The 15,891-nt window shown below is 63.6% G+C and carries 18 protein-coding genes and 1 tRNA gene; 10 read left to right on the top strand and 9 right to left on the bottom strand.

The window, feature by feature from the left end; genetic code table 11:
- Positions 1–140 precede the first annotated feature (140 nt).
- Both ACGYK7_RS14070 and ACGYK7_RS14065 read left to right on the top strand, forming a co-directional pair.
- Positions 141–839, top strand: coding sequence for a corrinoid protein (locus ACGYK7_RS14070; RefSeq protein WP_394403068.1), 699 nt, complete (start codon positions 141–143; stop codon positions 837–839).
- A gap of 55 nt (positions 840–894) precedes the next feature.
- Positions 895–1,539, top strand: coding sequence for a DUF1638 domain-containing protein (locus tag ACGYK7_RS14065; protein WP_394403066.1), 645 nt, complete (start codon positions 895–897; stop codon positions 1,537–1,539).
- Positions 1,540–1,542: 3 nt separating this feature from the next.
- Here the strand turns inward: ACGYK7_RS14065 and ACGYK7_RS14060 are convergent, their stop codons facing one another.
- On the bottom strand, positions 1,543–1,953 hold the full coding sequence (locus tag ACGYK7_RS14060) for a SufE family protein (RefSeq protein WP_394403064.1): 411 nt from the start codon (positions 1,951–1,953) through the stop codon (positions 1,543–1,545).
- Positions 1,954–2,079: 126 nt separating this feature from the next.
- On the opposite strand from ACGYK7_RS14060, the gene ACGYK7_RS14055 reads away from it, so the two are divergent.
- Positions 2,080–2,598: a hypothetical protein gene (locus ACGYK7_RS14055; RefSeq protein WP_394403062.1), complete on the top strand. Its 519-nt coding sequence runs from the start codon at positions 2,080–2,082 to the stop codon at positions 2,596–2,598.
- Between the two features lie 59 nt (positions 2,599–2,657).
- On the opposite strand, the gene rnd is transcribed toward ACGYK7_RS14055, so the two are convergent.
- The 3 genes from rnd to purM form a co-directional block, all read right to left on the bottom strand.
- Complete coding sequence (rnd, locus tag ACGYK7_RS14050; RefSeq protein WP_394403060.1) at positions 2,658–3,815, bottom strand: ribonuclease D; 1,158 nt, start codon at positions 3,813–3,815, stop codon at positions 2,658–2,660.
- A 79-nt stretch (positions 3,816–3,894) separates the two neighbouring features.
- Entirely contained in the window at positions 3,895–4,491 is a 597-nt protein-coding gene (gene purN, locus ACGYK7_RS14045) for a phosphoribosylglycinamide formyltransferase (protein ID WP_394403058.1), read from the bottom strand.
- The gene (purM, locus tag ACGYK7_RS14040; protein ID WP_394403114.1) at positions 4,488–5,534 is read right to left on the bottom strand and encodes a phosphoribosylformylglycinamidine cyclo-ligase; all 1,047 of its coding nucleotides are present in this window, start codon (positions 5,532–5,534) and stop codon (positions 4,488–4,490) included. The genes purN and purM overlap by 4 nt, the downstream gene beginning before the upstream one ends.
- A 128-nt stretch (positions 5,535–5,662) precedes the next feature.
- Here purM and ACGYK7_RS14035 point away from each other — a divergent pair.
- A tRNA-Ile gene (locus ACGYK7_RS14035) sits at positions 5,663–5,739 on the top strand.
- A 27-nt stretch (positions 5,740–5,766) separates the two neighbouring features.
- Here ACGYK7_RS14035 and ACGYK7_RS14030 read toward each other — a convergent pair.
- A complete protein-coding gene (locus tag ACGYK7_RS14030) occupies positions 5,767–6,216 on the bottom strand; it encodes a DUF4442 domain-containing protein (RefSeq protein WP_394403057.1) in 450 nt (149 codons plus the stop codon).
- 69 nt (positions 6,217–6,285) lie between these two features.
- Complete coding sequence (locus ACGYK7_RS14025) at positions 6,286–7,608, bottom strand: ATP-binding protein (protein WP_394403056.1); 1,323 nt, start codon at positions 7,606–7,608, stop codon at positions 6,286–6,288.
- 44 nt (positions 7,609–7,652) lie between these two features.
- Here ACGYK7_RS14025 and ACGYK7_RS14020 point away from each other — a divergent pair, with 44 nt between their 5' ends.
- Together ACGYK7_RS14020 and ACGYK7_RS14015 are read left to right on the top strand one after the other, a co-directional pair.
- Positions 7,653–8,567 (top strand): MBL fold metallo-hydrolase, encoded by a 915-nt coding sequence (locus tag ACGYK7_RS14020; protein WP_394403054.1) that lies wholly within the window; start codon positions 7,653–7,655, stop codon positions 8,565–8,567.
- A 364-nt stretch (positions 8,568–8,931) separates the two neighbouring features.
- On the top strand, positions 8,932–9,354 hold the full coding sequence (locus ACGYK7_RS14015; RefSeq protein WP_394403053.1) for a DUF4112 domain-containing protein: 423 nt from the start codon (positions 8,932–8,934) through the stop codon (positions 9,352–9,354).
- Between the two features lie 61 nt (positions 9,355–9,415).
- Here ACGYK7_RS14015 and ndk read toward each other — a convergent pair whose 3' ends face one another.
- Entirely contained in the window at positions 9,416–9,838 is a 423-nt protein-coding gene (ndk, locus tag ACGYK7_RS14010; RefSeq protein ID WP_067266630.1) for a nucleoside-diphosphate kinase, read from the bottom strand.
- Positions 9,839–9,944: 106 nt separating this feature from the next.
- On the opposite strand from ndk, the gene ACGYK7_RS14005 reads away from it, so the two are divergent.
- From ACGYK7_RS14005 to ACGYK7_RS13990, 4 genes are all read left to right on the top strand, one after another.
- Positions 9,945–11,807 carry an ABC-F family ATP-binding cassette domain-containing protein gene (locus ACGYK7_RS14005; protein WP_394403051.1) on the top strand — a complete coding sequence of 621 codons (1,863 nt, stop codon included), beginning with the start codon at positions 9,945–9,947 and terminating at the stop codon, positions 11,805–11,807.
- 91 nt (positions 11,808–11,898) lie between these two features.
- Positions 11,899–12,537, top strand: a complete 639-nt coding sequence (locus ACGYK7_RS14000; protein ID WP_394403049.1) for a MarC family protein — start codon at positions 11,899–11,901, stop codon at positions 12,535–12,537.
- 44 nt (positions 12,538–12,581) lie between these two features.
- Positions 12,582–13,163 (top strand): TIGR02281 family clan AA aspartic protease, encoded by a 582-nt coding sequence (locus tag ACGYK7_RS13995; protein ID WP_394403047.1) that lies wholly within the window; start codon positions 12,582–12,584, stop codon positions 13,161–13,163.
- A 153-nt stretch (positions 13,164–13,316) separates the two neighbouring features.
- A complete protein-coding gene (locus tag ACGYK7_RS13990) occupies positions 13,317–13,802 on the top strand; it encodes a hypothetical protein (protein WP_394403045.1) in 486 nt (161 codons plus the stop codon).
- A gap of 52 nt (positions 13,803–13,854) precedes the next feature.
- Here the strand turns inward: ACGYK7_RS13990 and ACGYK7_RS13985 are convergent, their stop codons facing one another.
- A complete protein-coding gene (locus ACGYK7_RS13985; RefSeq protein WP_394403043.1) occupies positions 13,855–14,313 on the bottom strand; it encodes a DNA polymerase III subunit chi in 459 nt (152 codons plus the stop codon).
- Between the two features lie 7 nt (positions 14,314–14,320).
- Entirely contained in the window at positions 14,321–15,793 is a 1,473-nt protein-coding gene (locus tag ACGYK7_RS13980; protein WP_394403041.1) for a leucyl aminopeptidase, read from the bottom strand.
- Between the last annotated feature and the right edge of the window lie 98 nt (positions 15,794–15,891).

Here is a 15,891-nt window from a genome sequence, read left to right as displayed (position 1 = left end):
ACACCGCAAAAAGCAGTAGTTTGCCCTCAAGGCGTCGCGCAAGGCGCGGCCGATGTCGCAAACCGCGACCCCGGCGCTAACATTCCGTGAGACAAGGGCTCAAGTGTCATGCACCTGCACGCCCAGCAGAAGGAAACACCATGTCGGAAGAAGACGATATCATCCTGGCCGAGTTGGACGACGAAGAACTTGTCCAGCAGATGTTCGATGACCTCTATGACGGTCTCAAGGAAGAGATCGAGGAAGGGGTGCAAATCCTGCTCGACCGGGGGTGGGAGCCCTATGAGATCCTGACCAAGGCGCTTGTCGGCGGCATGACCATTGTGGGGGCCGATTTCCGCGACGGGATCCTCTTTGTGCCCGAGGTGTTGCTGGCTGCCAATGCGATGAAGGGCGGCATGGCCATCCTCAAGCCGTTGCTTGCTGAAACCGGCGCGCCGCGCGTCGGCAAGATGGTCATCGGCACCGTCAAAGGCGACATTCACGACATCGGCAAGAACCTTGTTGGCATGATGATGGAAGGCGCGGGGTTCGAGGTCGTCGATCTGGGCATCAACAACGCGGTCGAAGCCTATCTTGAAGCGCTCGAAGCGGAACAGGCCGATATCCTTGGCATGTCCGCCCTGCTGACCACGACCATGCCCTATATGAAGGTGGTGATCGACACGCTGGTCGAACAGGGCAAGCGCGACGACTATATCGTGCTGGTCGGCGGCGCGCCGCTAAACGAGGAATTTGGCAAGGCCATCGGGGCCGATGCCTATTGCCGCGACGCTGCCGTGGCCGTGGAAACCGCGAAGGATTGGATGGGCCGTCGACATAATTCGGCCAACGCCTGAGCGTTTCGCCCCTGCCCGCTTGGCGTGGGGCGCGGTGACATGCGATGGTATTGGCATGAATGACACCCCGCTGCCAGATGACCGGACCCTGACCCAAGACGGGCTCGCGCCCACGCGCGCGGGCCGTATTCTCCTGATTGCCTGCGGGGCGCTGGCGCGTGAGATTCTGGATCTGAAAGCAGCCAACGGTTGGACCCATCTGGACCTGACCTGCCTGCCCGCGAAATTTCACCTCTACCCGGAGAAGATCACGCAGGCGGTGCGCGACACGGTCACCAAACACCGTGCGGACTATGACGACTTCTTCGTCGTCTACGCCGATTGCGGCACGGGGGGCGGATTGGAACGCGCCTGTGCCGAATTGGGCGTGCAAATGGTGGCGGGGCCGCATTGCTACAGCTTTTTCCAAGGCAACGAGAGTTTTGCCAAAACCGCCGAAGATGAAATTACCACCTTCTATTTGACCGATTTTCTGGTCCGGCAGTTTGAGGCCTTCATCATCAAGCCCATGGGCCTCGACCGGCATCCCGAGCTGCGCGACATGTATTTCGGCAATTACGAGAAATTGGTCTATCAGGCGCAGACGGATGACCCGGCGCTGACCGAAAAGGCCCAAGACTGCGCGGCGCGGCTCGGCCTTGCCTTCGAGCGGCGCTTCACGGGCTACGGGGATTTGGCGCGCGCATTGCGCGCCCTCTGAGCGTTAGGCTTCCTGCGCTGCCGTCTCGCGCACCCGCTCGATCATCGCGCGCAACCCGTTCGAGCGCTGCGCCGAAAGGTGGTCGTTCAACCCCAGCCGGGCCAGTTCCGCCTTGGCATCGACGCCGCCCACCTCACTGGCTGTCAAGCCATTGTAAAGCTTGCGTAAAACTGCGATCAACCCCGAGACGATCATCGCATCGCTGGCGCCGTCGAAATGCAGTTTTCCACCCTCGAACTGTGCATGCAGCCAGACCTGAGAGGCGCAGCCATCGACCTTGGTCGCGGGGACGCGCAGCGGCTCAGGCAGCGGTTCCATCGCTTTGCCAAGGTCGATCACATGGCGATAGCGGTCTTCCCAATCGTCCAGAAACTCGAAATCCTCGACCAGTTCTTCAAAGGCGGGCGTGGCCATCTGTGCACTCTCTTCGGGTGAATTCCATTGCCTGACAGGTAGGATGCCCTTGGGCAAAGGTCCACCCCCTTCCCAAGGCTGGCGGGATGGGGTAGCACAAGGCAAGTAAACTTAACGGCGGTTCCCATGCGCAAGACAATCCTCGCTCTTTTGGCTTCGACCCTTTTGGTATCCGCCTGCGGCACGGTCCGTGACAGCCGCATCAATCCGCTGAATTGGTTCGGCCCCGCCCGTTCGGTTGCGGCCGCCCCGGCAGAGAGCACAAATCCCCTGATCCCGCAGCGCAGTGGGCTGTTCGCGCGGCGTGCGGTCGAGGTTGCCACCTATGAAGGCCGCCCCTTCGAGCAGATTACCGATCTGACCATCGAGCCGGTGCCGGGCGGTGCGATCCTGCGCGCCACCGGGCTCGCCGCGCGTCAAGGCATCTACAAGGTGCGCTTGACCCCGGCGACGCCGGATGAGACACCCGTCAACGGTGTTCTGACCTATCGTTTGGAAGGGGTGCGCCCCGACAAGGCCACCCCGCAGGGCAGCCGGCCCACCCGCGAAGTGATTGCCGGGCGTCGCCTGACCGATCAGATGCTGGCCGGGGTGCGTGAGATTCGCGTCGAAGGGCAGTTGAATGCTTTGGTCTCTCGCCGCTAAGACGCCGCGCGACCCTTTTTTGAGAAAGAGCCGCCCCGGATCGGGCGGCTCTTTTCGTTTCAGACTTTGACCGCCTTCACGTCGTTCCCGTCAGCGGCCAAGGCGATCTTGCCTTCGCAGAGCAGCAGTGCATCGGCACCGAAGACCTCATGCCGCCAGCCGCGCAGCGCCTGCACGTCACGCTCCCCTGCCGACAGCATGTCAAGATCGCTGGCCGAGGCGATGAGCTTGGCCGCGACGCCCGCGCTTTCGGTCTTGGCCTTGAGCAGCACCCGCAGAAGATCGGCCAGCGCCGGGTTCACCTGCAGCTTGTCGCGCTTGCGGTCGGGCTGGGGCATGTCGGCAGGCTTGCAGGCCACGCCTGCGGCCACGGCTTTCAGAATGCCTTCGGCGATTTCGCCCTTGCGGGCCTCGCGCAGCAGCAGCCGGGCGCGGTTCAACTCATCGCCATTCGAGGGCTTGAGGCTCGCCAATTCGACCAGCGCGTCATCCTTGAACACCCGGTTGCGCGGGATGTTGCGGCTGCGGGCGTAATCCTCACGGAAAGCGGCCAACTCACGGACGATCGCCAGAAACTTGGGCGAATTGGTCCGGGTCTTGACCCGTTTCCATGCGTTTTGCGGTTGGGTCACATAGGTGTCGGGGCTGAGCAACGTCTCAAGCTCTTCGGCGACCCACCGCGCCCGCCCGGTCTGTTCAAGCTTGCGGGCCAGAAACTCGTAGATTTGGCGCAGATGGGTCACGTCGGCCAAGGCATAGGTCTTCTGCGCCTCGGTCAGCGGGCGGCGCGACCAATCGGTGAAACGCGAGGTTTTGTCGAGCGACTGATGCGCGATCTTGCGCACCAAAGTCTCATAACCCACCTGTTCCCCAAAGCCGCAGACCATCGCGGCGACCTGCGTGTCGAACAGCGGCTTGGGAAAGACCTTGGCGTCAACATAGAAGATCTCAAGATCCTGCCGTGCGGCGTGGAAGACCTTGACCACCGATGTATCGCGGAACAGGTCGTACAGCGGCTCTAGCGAGATGCCATCGGCCAAGGGGTCGACCAACACGGCGTTGCTGTCATCGGTGCCGGGCATGGCAAGCTGAACAAGGCAGAGTTTGGAATAATAGGTCCGCTCACGCAGGAATTCCGTGTCGACGGTCACGTAATCATGGCGCGCAGCCTCTTCACAGAATTGCGCGAGGTCGGCGGTCGTGGTGATGGTTTTCATATATGCTCTTTGACATGTTGCACGCCCGGTCATCGGGCTTTGCCAAAGAGGTACATCACGCAGGAAGGTTTGACCAGCGTCAGCCCGTGAGCATCACCGGCTCCCGCTCACCGGCGGCGAAACGGCGAAGCACGGCGGGGTAAAGGCGGTGTTCCTGCACCAGTACCCGCTCGGCCAGACTCTCGGCCGTGTCGCCGGGCAGAACGGGGATGCGCGCCTGACCAAGGATCGGACCGTCATCGAGTGCGGCGGTCACCTCATGCACGGTGCAGCCATGCTCGGTATCGCCAGCTTCCAACGCGCGGGCATGGGTGTGCAAACCGCGATATTTCGGCAATAGCGAGGGGTGGATGTTGATCATCCGCCCGGCCCAGGCATCGGTAAATCCTTCGGTCAGTTTGCGCATGAAACCGGCAAGGCAAATGATGTCGGGTGCATGGGCCTCAAGCGCGGCGCTGAGCGCCGCCTCAAAGGCCGGGCGGTCCTTGCCGAAGGGGCGGTGATCGACCACTTCGGTCGCGATCCCCTGCCCCTGCGCCCAAGCGATCCCGCCCGCATCCGCGTTGTTCGACAGCACCAGACAGGGGCGGCCTGCATGGTCGCCGGTCATATCCTCGACCAGCGCCCGCATGTTGGAGCCGCCGCCCGAGACGAAAATCGCAACCCGCTTGGTCAAAGCAGCGCGCCGGAATAGGTGACGCCATTGCCGGTGGTGATGCGCCCGATCTCAATGGCGCTATGACCATCCTCGGCAAAGGCGGCCTTGGCGGCCTCGACCTTGTCGGCGGAGACCACGGCGACCATGCCAATCCCGGCGTTAAAGGTCTTGAGCATCTCGACCTCGGCCATGCCCCCTTCGGCGGCCAGCCATTTGAAGACCGGCGGCAATTCCCATGCGTTGAGGTCGATCTCAGCGGCGAGGCCCACGGGCAGCACACGCGGCAGGTTCTCTGTCAGGCCACCGCCGGTGATATGCGCCAGCGCCGAGACGGCATCGGCGCGCAGGGCCGCCACGGCGCCTTTGACGTAGAGTTTCGTGGGTGTGAGCAGCGCACTGCCCAGATCACCATCGCCCCAGGGGCAACCGTCACCCCAGCCCAGACCGCTCCGTTCGACAATCTTGCGCACGAGGCTGTAGCCGTTGGAATGCACCCCGTCGCTCGGCAGGCCCAAAAGCACGTCGCCCTCTTTCACATCGCGCGGCAGCTCGGTCCCGCGCTCCATCGCGCCAACCGAGAAACCGGCGAGGTCGAAGTCGCCCGCGTGATACATGCCCGGCATTTCAGCCGTCTCGCCCCCGATCAAGGCACAACCGGAATCGGCGCAGCCCTTGGCGATGCCTTCGATGATCCGGGCGGCGCTGTCGAGTTCCAGCTTTCCGGTCGCAAAATAGTCGAGGAAGAACAGCGGCTCGGCCCCTTGGCAAACCAGATCGTTGACGCACATGGCGACCAGATCAATGCCGATGCTGTCGACATTGCCGGTGTCAATCGCGATGCGCAGCTTGGTGCCCACGCCATCGGTCGCCGCGACCAGCACCGGGTCGGTGAAGCCTGCGCCCTTCAGATCGAACAGCGCGCCAAAGCCGCCGAGGCCGGACATGACGCCGGGCCGTGCGGTGGATTTCGCCGCCGGTTTGATCCGCTCTACAAGCGCATTGCCTGCGTCAATATCCACGCCTGCTTCGGCATAGGTGATTCCGTTGTCGGATTTCGTCATGGTCATGGCCCCCGGCGCGCATTTTCCCTTGCGCGCGGAGTTAGAGTATTGCGCCGCCCACTGCAATCATTTGGTGCAGCTAATGTCTTGACGCTCGGCCTGCGGCGTCATACCCAAACGCCCATGGCGGGCCTGTAGCTCAATTGGTTAGAGCAGAGCGCTCATAACGCTTTGGTTGCGGGTTCAAGTCCTGCCGGGCCTACCATACTTCCGCCCCCGCCTTTCGCGGCCTTCACCGTTTGGCGCTGACGTGCCAGGTCACCTGCATCTCGACCACCGTCTCACCCGCTTCGTTCTGGATGTCGACAGCCACCTCAAAGGCGACTTTTCCGTCTTCTTGCAGCGCGCTTAGCAGCTCGGCCCCGGGGCGCGAGGTTTGGGCATGGGCGGTCAGCGTGCCTTCGGCAATCTTTTTGAAGGTGATCTGCCCCATGGCCGCGACGGGGCGCATGTCCATGATCACCGGCGCGATCGCCCCGGCCATTGCGGCACCCGAGGCCGCCTCGCCCAAGGTAAACATCGCGCCCGCGTGCTGCGTGCCGATGTGGTTCGAGGTCTCATGCCGCTGCACCAATTCGGCGCTGGCGGTGCCATCTGCGATCTCCAGCAGTTTCACCCCGACGTGGGCGGCAAAGGGTACGGCCGTGTCGAGATGGGCTTTGATCATGTCATAGGGGGTCATCGCTGCGCTCCGTATCAGGGTCACCTCACTGTGGCAAAGCCGGGCCCGCGGCACAATCATGCCGCCGGGTCACCGCGCGATGACGATATCGGCGCGCAGCCCGCCAAGGCGGTCCGATTCCCCAAGCCGCAGCACCCCGCCATGGGCGCGCGCGATGTCGGATGCGATGGCAAGGCCCAGCCCCACGCCGCCGCCCTTATCCTGATTGCGCGCAGGATCAAGCCGCGAGAAAGGCCGCGTCGCCTCGTCCCGCCGCGCTTCTGGGATGCCGGGGCCGTCGTCTTCGACCCGGATGCGCAGGGTGCGATCGCTGAGCATGACCGAGACTTCGGCCTGCGTGCCATAGCGCACGGCGTTTGAAATCAGGTTGTCCACCGCCCGGCGCATCGCGACCCTGCGCAGTTTTACGATCCCCTCACCCGCGCCTTCGGGCGGCAGCAGCGTGACCCTGCGCCCGGCCCGCTGCGCGTCTTCGACAATGGCGCTGACGAACCCATGCGGGGCCACCTCTTCGGGTTCACCCTCAGCGGCGCCCTTGGCGAAGTTCAGGAATTCGTCCAGCATCCGCTGCATGTCATCGACATCGGCCAGTAGCGGTGCGGCATCCTCATCGTCGATCATCGACAGGCCAAGACGCATCCGGGTCAGCGGCGTGCGCAGGTCGTGGCTGACCCCCGAGAGCATCAGCGTGCGCTGCTCGATCTGCCGCTCGATCCGGGCGCGCATGTCGACGAAAGCGTTGCCCGCCGCGCGGACCTCGATGGCGCCGGTGGGTGTATAGGGCTCATGCCGCCCCCGGCCAAAGGCTTCCGCCGCGCGGGCCAGCCGTTTGATGGGGCGCAGCTGATTGCGCAGGTAAATCGTGGCGATATAGCTCAAGAGCACGCCGAAAAACACGGTGTAGACGAAAAGCTGATGCGGGTTCGAGGCCGAGATGCGCCGCCGCTCGAACTGGATGCGCAGCGGCCCGTGCACGCTCTCGATATAGAGCACGACGAAATCGTCATCGCTGAGGTCCACCGCTTCGATCCCGTCCATCTTACTGCGCAAGCGCGGGATCAGCACGCGGCCCGAATAGTCGTACCACAGCATGCTGTCCTTTTTAGGCAGCGGACGGTTGGCGGGCGTTACCACGAAATCAAGCGGGCCCGCCCGCGCCTCAACCGCCATGGGCACGGATTGCGCATCGGGGGCCGTGCCAACCGCCAGCATGACCAGTTCCAGTTCCCGCAGGACCGTATCGGTCATCTGGCCGGTGACACCTTCGAAATGCCTCTGCGCAAAGATCACCACCACGACCAATTGCAAAAACACCACTGGTAACAGAAGGATCAGCGCGGCGCGTCCGTAGATGCCACGCGGCACATATCGTTTGAGCCAGGCAAAGTTCATGGCTAGACCTTAGCCAGCCCCCTGCCCCAGCGAAAGGTGAAACCATGCTGCCGCCCGACAACTTCGACCCCGAGATTGGCATTGCCGAACCCTTGGAACCCGGGCTGCGGCGGATCGTGGCGCCCAACCCCTCGCCGATGACCTATCGCGGCACCAATACCTATCTCTTGGGCGAGACCGATGTGGCAGTGATCGACCCCGGACCCGACAGCCCCGCGCATCTTGAGGCGATCCTCGCCGCGATCCAGCCCGGGCAGCAGATCAGCCATATCATCGTGACCCATACGCATCTGGATCACGCGCCGCTGGCCCGCCCGCTGGCCGCGCGCACGGGGGCTGAGGTCTGGGCCTTTGGGGATGCCACGGCGGGCCGGTCGGTGGTGATGCAGGGGCTGGCCGAGGCGGGGCTGATGGGCGGCGGTGAAGGTGTCGACCACGGCTTTCGCCCCGATCACACCCTAGCCGATGGTGACCTGCTGGAGGGGGACGGCTGGACGCTGGAAGTGCTGCACACGCCGGGCCACATCGGCAATCATGTCAGCCTTGCTTGGGGGGACGCCTGCCTGACGGCGGATCACGTCATGGGATGGGCCACCTCGCTTGTCTCGCCCCCCGATGGGGATCTGACCGATTTCATGGCCTCCTGCGAGAAGCTGGGCGCGCGGCAGTGGCGGGTCTTCTACCCCGGTCACGGCGCGCCGGTCAGCGAGCCCAACGCGCGGCTCGACTGGTTGGTCGCGCATCGCCGCGCGCGGGAGGTGTCGATCCTCGACGCTTTGGGCGACGGGCCCGCCACGGCGGAAGATCTCGCCCGCGCCATCTATACCGAAACACCTGCCGCGCTCTTGGGGGCGGCCACCCGAAACGTGCTGGCACATCTGGTCGATCTGACAGGCCGTGGGCGTGTCGCCCCAGAGGGCACCCTGCAGGCAGAGGCGCGTTTCATCCTCAACCCATAGGGAAATACCGGGCGTTCCGTCGCAAAATCGCAACAATTGCCCCATTCTGGGCGCAATCTGGCCCCTTTATGGACCCGAACCGCGCCCAAGCTGGTTGCGGGGGTGAGAGACATCAAACCCCAGCGAGCAGCAAAGGAGCTACCCGATGGCCCGACTTGACAGAACGCCGCAACCGCAAAAACCAAAGCCCGCGCCGAAGCCAAACGGCACCTCGGCCCAGCCGCCACGGCGTCCCACGCCACTGATCACCGATTACGCTAGCCTTTAAGCGGCACTCCCCACAAGCCGGATGGGGCCGGCGGAGGGGGGGAACTTTGGGGCCGAACCACGCGTTTGCCGATCAGAGCAACACGCAAGGTCCGATATGACACCCCATACCCCCTCTCACGAAGCTGACCTCGCCCGTCTGCGCCGATTGGCCGTCAGCATGGACAGCGCCTATAAGCTGCCGATCGTCGGCGTGCGGATGGGGTGGGATTCGATACTGGGCCTCGTGCCGGTGGTGGGCGATACGCTCGCCCTTCTACCCTCGGCGTATATCCTGAAAGAATCGTACCGCATGGGCGCGCCCAACAGCGTGCTGGCGAAAATGCTGGTGAACACCGGGATCGACTATGTCATCGGCTCCGTCCCGCTGGTCGGTGACCTTTTCGATATCGGTTTGAAGTCAAAGCTGCGCAATGTCGATCTGCTGGAGCGTCACCTGAAGGATCAAGCCGCCAATGCGCCGCCAATGGGCGATGTCGAAGGGCGCATGTCCTCACACCACCCGACGCTCAACAACTGATCGCCAAAGAAAAAGGGCCGCCCCGAGGCGACCCCTTCAGTCTTTCTGATGAACGGCCGGATTAGCCGACCAGTTCCAGACCGGAGAAGAAGTATGCGATCTCAACCGCTGCGGTTTCCGGCGCGTCGGAACCGTGGACGGAGTTTTCGCCAACGCTTTCAGCGAACTCGGCGCGGATGGTGCCCTCTGCCGCATCGGCGGGGTTGGTCGCGCCCATCACTTCGCGGTTTTTCGCGATGGCGTTTTCACCTTCCAGAACCTGAGCCACGATCGGTGCGGAGGCCATGAATTCGCACAGTTCGTCGTAGAAGGGACGTTCGGCGTGCACCTTGTAGAACTCGCCCGCCTGCGCCTTTGTCAGGTGGATGCGCTTTTGTGCGACAACGCGCAGGCCGGCGTCTTCGAATTTCTTGACGATGGCACCGGTCAGGTTGCGGCGGGTTGCGTCGGGCTTGATGATCGAGAAGGTGCGTTCGAGGGCCATTGGCTGTACTCCATAGCGGGTGTTGATTTGCGCGCTCCCTAGCATGGGGTCTGGCCCATGAAAAGCCGTGATTGACCTTCCGCCTCGCTTGCGCCAAACGGCTTTCATGTTACGCATTTCAGAAATCAACTACTCCGTCGAAGGCCGCCCTCTGTTCGAGGAAGCCTCCGCCGTGATCCCCGAGGGGCATAAGGTCGGCATCGTCGGACGCAACGGCGCGGGCAAGACGACGCTGTTCAAGATCATCCGTGGCGAGCTGTCACTCGACAGCGGCGATATCTCTTTGCCGTCCCGCGCCAAGATCGGCGGCGTGGCGCAAGAGGTGCCCTCGTCCGAGACCTCGCTGATCGACACGGTGCTCGAAGCCGACATCGAACGCGCGCGGTTGATGAAAGAGAGCGAAACCGCCGAGGATCCCGCCCGCATCGCCGATATCCAGACCCGGCTTGCGGATATCGACGCATGGTCCGCCGAAGGCCGCGCGGCCTCGATCCTCAAGGGGCTTGGCTTCGACGACGACGAACAGCAGCTGCCTTGCTCCGCCTTCTCGGGCGGCTGGCGGATGCGCGTGGCGCTGGCCGCCGTGCTCTTTGCCCAGCCCGATCTGCTGCTGCTCGATGAGCCGACCAACTACCTCGACCTCGAAGGCGCGCTCTGGCTGGAAAGCTATCTGGCGAAATACCCCCATACGGTGCTGATCATCAGCCACGACCGCGGCCTGTTGAACCGCGCCGTCGGCGGCATCCTGCATCTCGAAGACCGCAAGCTCACCTACTACCAGGGTTCCTACGATCAATTCGCCCGCCAGCGCGCCGAGAAACGCGCGCTGCAGGCGGCGATGGCCAAGAAGCAACAGGCCCGGCGCGATCACATGCAGGCTTTCGTCGACCGTTTCAAAGCCAAGGCGAGCAAGGCCAAACAGGCGCAATCGCGCCTGAAGATGATCGAGAAGATGGATATGATCACCGCGCCCGAGGACGTGGCCCGCAAGGTCTTCACCTTCCCCGAACCCGAGGAGCTTTCGCCCCCGATCATCAACATCGAAAACGGGTCGGTCGGCTACAGCGACGACAACCCGGTGCTGACGCGGCTGAACCTGCGCATCGATCAGGACGACCGGATCGCCCTTCTGGGCAAGAACGGTCAGGGCAAGTCGACGTTGGCGAAACTGCTGTCGGACCGCTTGCCGCTGATGGCCGGGCGGCAGGTCAACTCCTCGAAACTGCGTGTTGGTTTCTTTGCCCAGCATCAGGTCGACGAGCTGATCGTCGAAGAGACCCCGTTGCAGCACATGATCGCGGCCCGCCCCGGCGTGCTGCAATCGAAACTGCGCGCCCAACTCGCGGGCTTCGGCCTTGGCCCGGAACAGGCCGAGACCGAGGTCGGGCGGCTTTCGGGCGGGCAGAAGGCGCGGCTGTCGCTGCTCTTGGCAACACTGCACGCCCCGCATCTGCTGATCCTCGACGAGCCGACCAACCACCTCGACATCGAAAGCCGCGAGGCGCTGGTGGAGGCGCTGACGCGCTATTCGGGCGCGGTGATCCTCGTTAGCCACGACATGCACCTGCTGTCGCTCGTGGCCGACCGGCTGTGGCTGGTGTCGAACGGCACGGTCAAACCCTATGAGGAAGATCTCGAAGCCTATCGCAAGATGCTGCTGACCCCGGAAAAGCCGGTCAGCAAGAACCCCGCCAAGCCGAAAGAAGCGCCCAAGCCCAAACGCGCCAGCCGTGACGAGGTGCTGGCCCTGCGCAGCGAGGTCCGCAAGGCCGAAGCGCGGATGGAAAAGATTAACGAGATGCGCGACAAGCTGGCCAAGAAACTCGCCGATCCCGCGCTTTACGAAGACGCCAAAACCGGCGAGCTTGAGGTCTGGAACAAGAAATACGCCGAAGTGATGGAGGCGCTGGACCGCGCCGAGGGCCTTTGGATGGGCGCACAGGAAAAGCTGGAAAAGGCCACGGCCTGACCCGGTTGCGTTCAGTTTATTACATCGCAGGGGTCGCCTAAGGGGCGGCCCTCGTGCATTCTGGCAAGAAGCCCCGCGCCAAGGAAGACCCATGACCCTCGACACCGCCTATATGATCACCGCCCTCGTCACGATGTTCGTGGTGATCGACCCCATCGCCATCGCGCCGGTGTTCCTCGCGCTCACCCGTGGGATGAGCAATGCAGAGCGGCGCAAGATCGCATGGCGCGCGGTGGGCGTGGCCGGGTTGGTGCTGTTGATCTTTGCCGCTTTCGGCGAGGCGGTGCTGGGCTTCATCGGCATTTCCATGCCCGCCTTCCGCGTCGCGGGCGGCATCTTGTTGTTCATCACCGCGCTCGACATGCTCTTCGACCGCCGCACCAAACGGCGCGAGGACCGCGCCGATGAGGATGACCATGACGACCCTTCCGTTTTCCCCATGGCCATCCCGCTCATCGCCGGGCCTGGCTCCATCGCCTCGGTCATCCTGCTGACGGGGGAAAAACCGGGGGGCGAAGGTCTGTTGACCATCATCGTGATCACCGCGCTGACACTGGTGGTCATGGCACTGACCATGCAGGTCAGCGGCGCGCTGGAGCGGGCGATGGGCAAGACGGGCATCAACATCGTGACCCGCCTGCTCGGCATGTTGCTGGCGGCGCTCTCGGTGCAATTCGTGCTCGACGGCTTGGCGGCCTTTGGCTTTGGCCCCGGCCCTATGCCCGGCTGACATTTTCACGCGGCCTTCCTATATGAGATGTAAGGGGGGCGTTCATGGCCGGTATCGACACAGCACATCTGATCTATCTCATCGTTCTACTGGCGATGGTGGCGGGCTGGTTTTTCATGCACAGCCGCCCCAATATGAACAAGACCCTGCAACAGGCGGCGGTCTGGGGGCTGATCTTTACAGGTGCCGCGGCGGGGGTCGGCCTGTGGCAAGACATCACCCGCGACAGCGCGCGCCAACATCTCACCATCAGCGAGGAGGGTGACATCGTCCTGCCCCGCGGGCGCGATGGGCATTACTACCTGACGGCCCAGATCAACGGCGCGCCGGTGCGCTTTGTCGTGGATACCGGCGCATCCGATATCGTGCTGACCAAATCCGATGCGGCGCGCATTGGCATCGACCCTGAGGGGCTGGACTACCTTGGCCGCGCGGGCACCGCCAATGGCGAGACGCGCACCGCCTTTGTGCGCCTTGACGAGGTGGTGGTGGGCCATGCGGTCGATCACAATGTCCCCGCAGTGGTGAATGACGGGATCATGTCGCAATCTCTGCTGGGCATGGGCTACCTGCAACGCTGGGGCCGGATCGAGATCAGCGGCGGCGAACTGCGCCTGAGCCGCTGATCGAATGGGGCGAGACCTTGCCCAAATTGCGCTGCAAAAGATCAAATTCGCCGCAAAATGACGCCGCATTCGCCGTGAATTGAACAGGTTTCCGCCTTTTTGCCCAGATACTTGCAAAGCACAACTGTACCCAATTCTGGAGAAACTGCTGCTATGCTGACAAATATCATCGGTGGGTCATCCTCCTACCAACAAAGCAACAAACCCGCCAAGGCGGAGAAGGCCGAAAAGCCGGAAAAGGCCGAGAAGAGCAACAACAGCTCGTCACAGGCGCAAACGAAACCCGCCAGTGAGGGGCCGACCACGCAAAACAGCGCGGCGGCACAGGAGGCCTCCAAACCCCAAGCCGTGCAAGCGCCTGCCAAGACCGAAACGGTGCAAGCCGTGGCGCAGGCCAAGCCGGTTGAGACGGCCCCGAAGGCCAGCACCGCCGATGACGCGGCCTTTGCCCGCGCCGCAGCACAGCGCAGCGTCGACAGCCAGCGCACCCGCGCCCTGCTGGACGCGATCGCGCCGGTGAACAACAGCGCGGTCGAAGCGGCCAAATCCTATGTGAGCAAGGTCGAACCTGCAGCGCCGGAGGCCGAAGCAGGCAAAGCCGCCGGTGCCGCGAAACCCGCGCTCGACAAAGCGGCCTAAGCCGCGTTCAGGGGCAGCGGGCTTTGGGCCCCTGCCCCTGCACTGCCGCCCTTTAGGTCTCGGCCTTCTTTTCCCAGCGACCGCTTTCCTCCGACCAATACTGCGCCGATGCGCCTTCGGATTTCAGCCGCTTCCACAGGCCGCGCGCCTGATCCAGCGCCACGGGATCATGCCCGTCGAACAACACGCAGACCCGCTCGTGCGCGGCCACTTCCGTCGCCGTGACATCGGCCCCATGCACCGTCATCAGACAATCCGCCCGATTGGGGGCGCCATCCTCCAACGTCAGCAGCACGGGCTGATCCGCGTCCTGCGGCCCGCCCGCCATGCCATGGGGCAGAAAGCTGTCATCCGCATAGGTCCAAAGCGCCCGATCAAGCGCCTGTAGCCCCGCCCGGTCCGTCCCGCGCAGGGCCACGCGCCAGCCATTGGCGAGCGACTTTTCCAGCAGCATCGTCAGCGTCTCGACCAGAGGTCGCTGGGTCAGGTGATAGAAGTAAGCCGCCCCCATCTGTTGCTCAGCCCTTCTCGAAACGGTCGGCGACAAGACGGTTCAACGCCGCCACGCCCCAGCCTGTCGCGCCCGCAGGGGCAAGCGCGCTTTCCGACTTCAAGGAGGCGACGCCGGCAATATCGAGGTGAATCCAAGGTGTCTCATCCTTGACGAACCGCTTGAGGAACTGCGCTGCGGTGATCGACCCCGCCGGACGCCCGCCGATATTCTTCATATCAGCGATGCGGCTTTTCAGCAGGTCGTCATAGCCCTGCCCCAGCGGCATCCGCCACGCGCCTTCGCCTTCGCTCTCAGCGGCTTTGAGGAAATCGTTGCACAGCCCGTCGTCATTCGAAAAGACCCCGGCGTTCTCATGGCCCAGCCCGATGATGATCGCCCCGGTCAGCGTGGCCAGATCGATCATCGCCGCGGGTTTGAACCGGTCTTGCGCGTACCACATGACATCGCAGAGCACCAAACGCCCCTCGGCGTCGGTGTTGATCACCTCAACCGTGTCGCCCTTCATCGTGGTGATCACATCGCCCGGACGGGTCGCATTGCCCGAGGGCATGTTTTCCACGATGCCCACAAGCCCCACGACATTCGCCTTGGCTTTTCGCAAGGCAAGTGTGCGCATCACGCCCGAGACAACGCCCGCGCCGCCCATGTCCATGGTCATGTCCTCCATGCCAGCCCCGGGTTTGAGGCTGATGCCGCCGGTGTCAAAGACCACGCCCTTGCCGACCAGCGCCAGAGGGGCTGCGTCATCCGCGCCGCCCTCCCACCGCATGACGACCACTTTCGACGGGCTGTCCGACCCTTGGCCGACAGACAAAAGCGTTCGCATTCCGAGCTTTGCGAGCTCTTCCTCATCCAGAACTTCAACTTTCAGGCCCAAGCTCTCCATCTCGGCCAGACGTTCGGCGAAACTGGTGGTGGTCAGGATATTGGCAGGTGCGTTGGTCAGGTCACGGGTCATGAAGGCGCCCTCCGCCACGGCCATGAGCGGTGCGGCGGCCTCCCGCGCTTCCTCCGGTTTGGAACACATGACCTCGACCGTGCCCCTGCGCGGCTTGGGCGCGGATTTGTGATCTTCGAAGCCGTAGTCTCGCATTGCCAGACCAAAGGCCACATCGGCCACCCGGCGCGTTGCGGCGGCGAGCATCAGCAGATCGCTGTCGCCCCGGCGCTTGGCCAGCGCGGCCCCGGCTTTGCGCGCTGTCATCACCTCCGCCCGGCGTGGCATGTGGATCACATCCACCGCCTCTGCCGCCATGCCGGCGGGATAGCCCATGCTAAGCATGTCACCGGGTTTCAGTGCGGCGAAACGCTCACTCTCTACCAGCCGCTGCAAAGCGCCTTTGGTGAGGCGGTTCACCCGCCGCGCCCCGGCATCCAGACGGCCCTCAGGCTCCAAAAACAGCGCGATCCGCCCGGAATGCCCCGCGATACGGTCGATGTCGGTCTCGGCGAAGGTGATGGGGGTCAGATCGGTCATGGCATGCCTCATGGTTGATTTTGCCCCAGACCTACCGCGCCGCGCCGCCCATGGCCAGATAGCAGTTTTCCCGCCCCGAGAATTGCTTTAAGATTTGC

This window comes from Sulfitobacter sp. 1A15299 (genome assembly GCF_043556915.1).
GTDB lineage: Bacteria > Pseudomonadota > Alphaproteobacteria > Rhodobacterales > Rhodobacteraceae > Sulfitobacter.
The sequence above is the reverse complement of the archived record's forward strand: the minus strand, read 5'-3'. Positions and strand labels throughout refer to the sequence as shown.

Coding starts and splice junctions, on each gene's coding strand:
- ACGYK7_RS14060 (WP_394403064.1), bottom strand. CDS start 1,953: ATGGCCACGCCCGCCTTTGAAGAACTGGTCGAGGATTTCGAGTTTCTG.
- ACGYK7_RS14000 (WP_394403049.1), top strand. CDS start 11,899: ATGACCCTCGACACCGCCTATATGATCACCGCCCTCGTCACGATGTTC.
- ACGYK7_RS13990 (WP_394403045.1), top strand. CDS start 13,317: ATGCTGACAAATATCATCGGTGGGTCATCCTCCTACCAACAAAGCAAC.
- ACGYK7_RS13995 (WP_394403047.1), top strand. CDS start 12,582: ATGGCCGGTATCGACACAGCACATCTGATCTATCTCATCGTTCTACTG.
- ACGYK7_RS14005 (WP_394403051.1), top strand. CDS start 9,945: ATGTTACGCATTTCAGAAATCAACTACTCCGTCGAAGGCCGCCCTCTG.
- rnd (WP_394403060.1), bottom strand. CDS start 3,815: ATGAAAACCATCACCACGACCGCCGACCTCGCGCAATTCTGTGAAGAG.
- purM (WP_394403114.1), bottom strand. CDS start 5,534: ATGACGAAATCCGACAACGGAATCACCTATGCCGAAGCAGGCGTGGAT.
- ACGYK7_RS14065 (WP_394403066.1), top strand. CDS start 895: ATGAATGACACCCCGCTGCCAGATGACCGGACCCTGACCCAAGACGGG.
- ACGYK7_RS14025 (WP_394403056.1), bottom strand. CDS start 7,608: ATGAACTTTGCCTGGCTCAAACGATATGTGCCGCGTGGCATCTACGGA.
- ACGYK7_RS14055 (WP_394403062.1), top strand. CDS start 2,080: ATGCGCAAGACAATCCTCGCTCTTTTGGCTTCGACCCTTTTGGTATCC.
- ACGYK7_RS14070 (WP_394403068.1), top strand. CDS start 141: ATGTCGGAAGAAGACGATATCATCCTGGCCGAGTTGGACGACGAAGAA.
- ACGYK7_RS14015 (WP_394403053.1), top strand. CDS start 8,932: ATGACACCCCATACCCCCTCTCACGAAGCTGACCTCGCCCGTCTGCGC.
- ndk (WP_067266630.1), bottom strand. CDS start 9,838: ATGGCCCTCGAACGCACCTTCTCGATCATCAAGCCCGACGCAACCCGC.
- ACGYK7_RS13985 (WP_394403043.1), bottom strand. CDS start 14,313: ATGGGGGCGGCTTACTTCTATCACCTGACCCAGCGACCTCTGGTCGAG.
- ACGYK7_RS14030 (WP_394403057.1), bottom strand. CDS start 6,216: ATGACCCCCTATGACATGATCAAAGCCCATCTCGACACGGCCGTACCC.
- ACGYK7_RS13980 (WP_394403041.1), bottom strand. CDS start 15,793: ATGACCGATCTGACCCCCATCACCTTCGCCGAGACCGACATCGACCGT.
- ACGYK7_RS14020 (WP_394403054.1), top strand. CDS start 7,653: ATGCTGCCGCCCGACAACTTCGACCCCGAGATTGGCATTGCCGAACCC.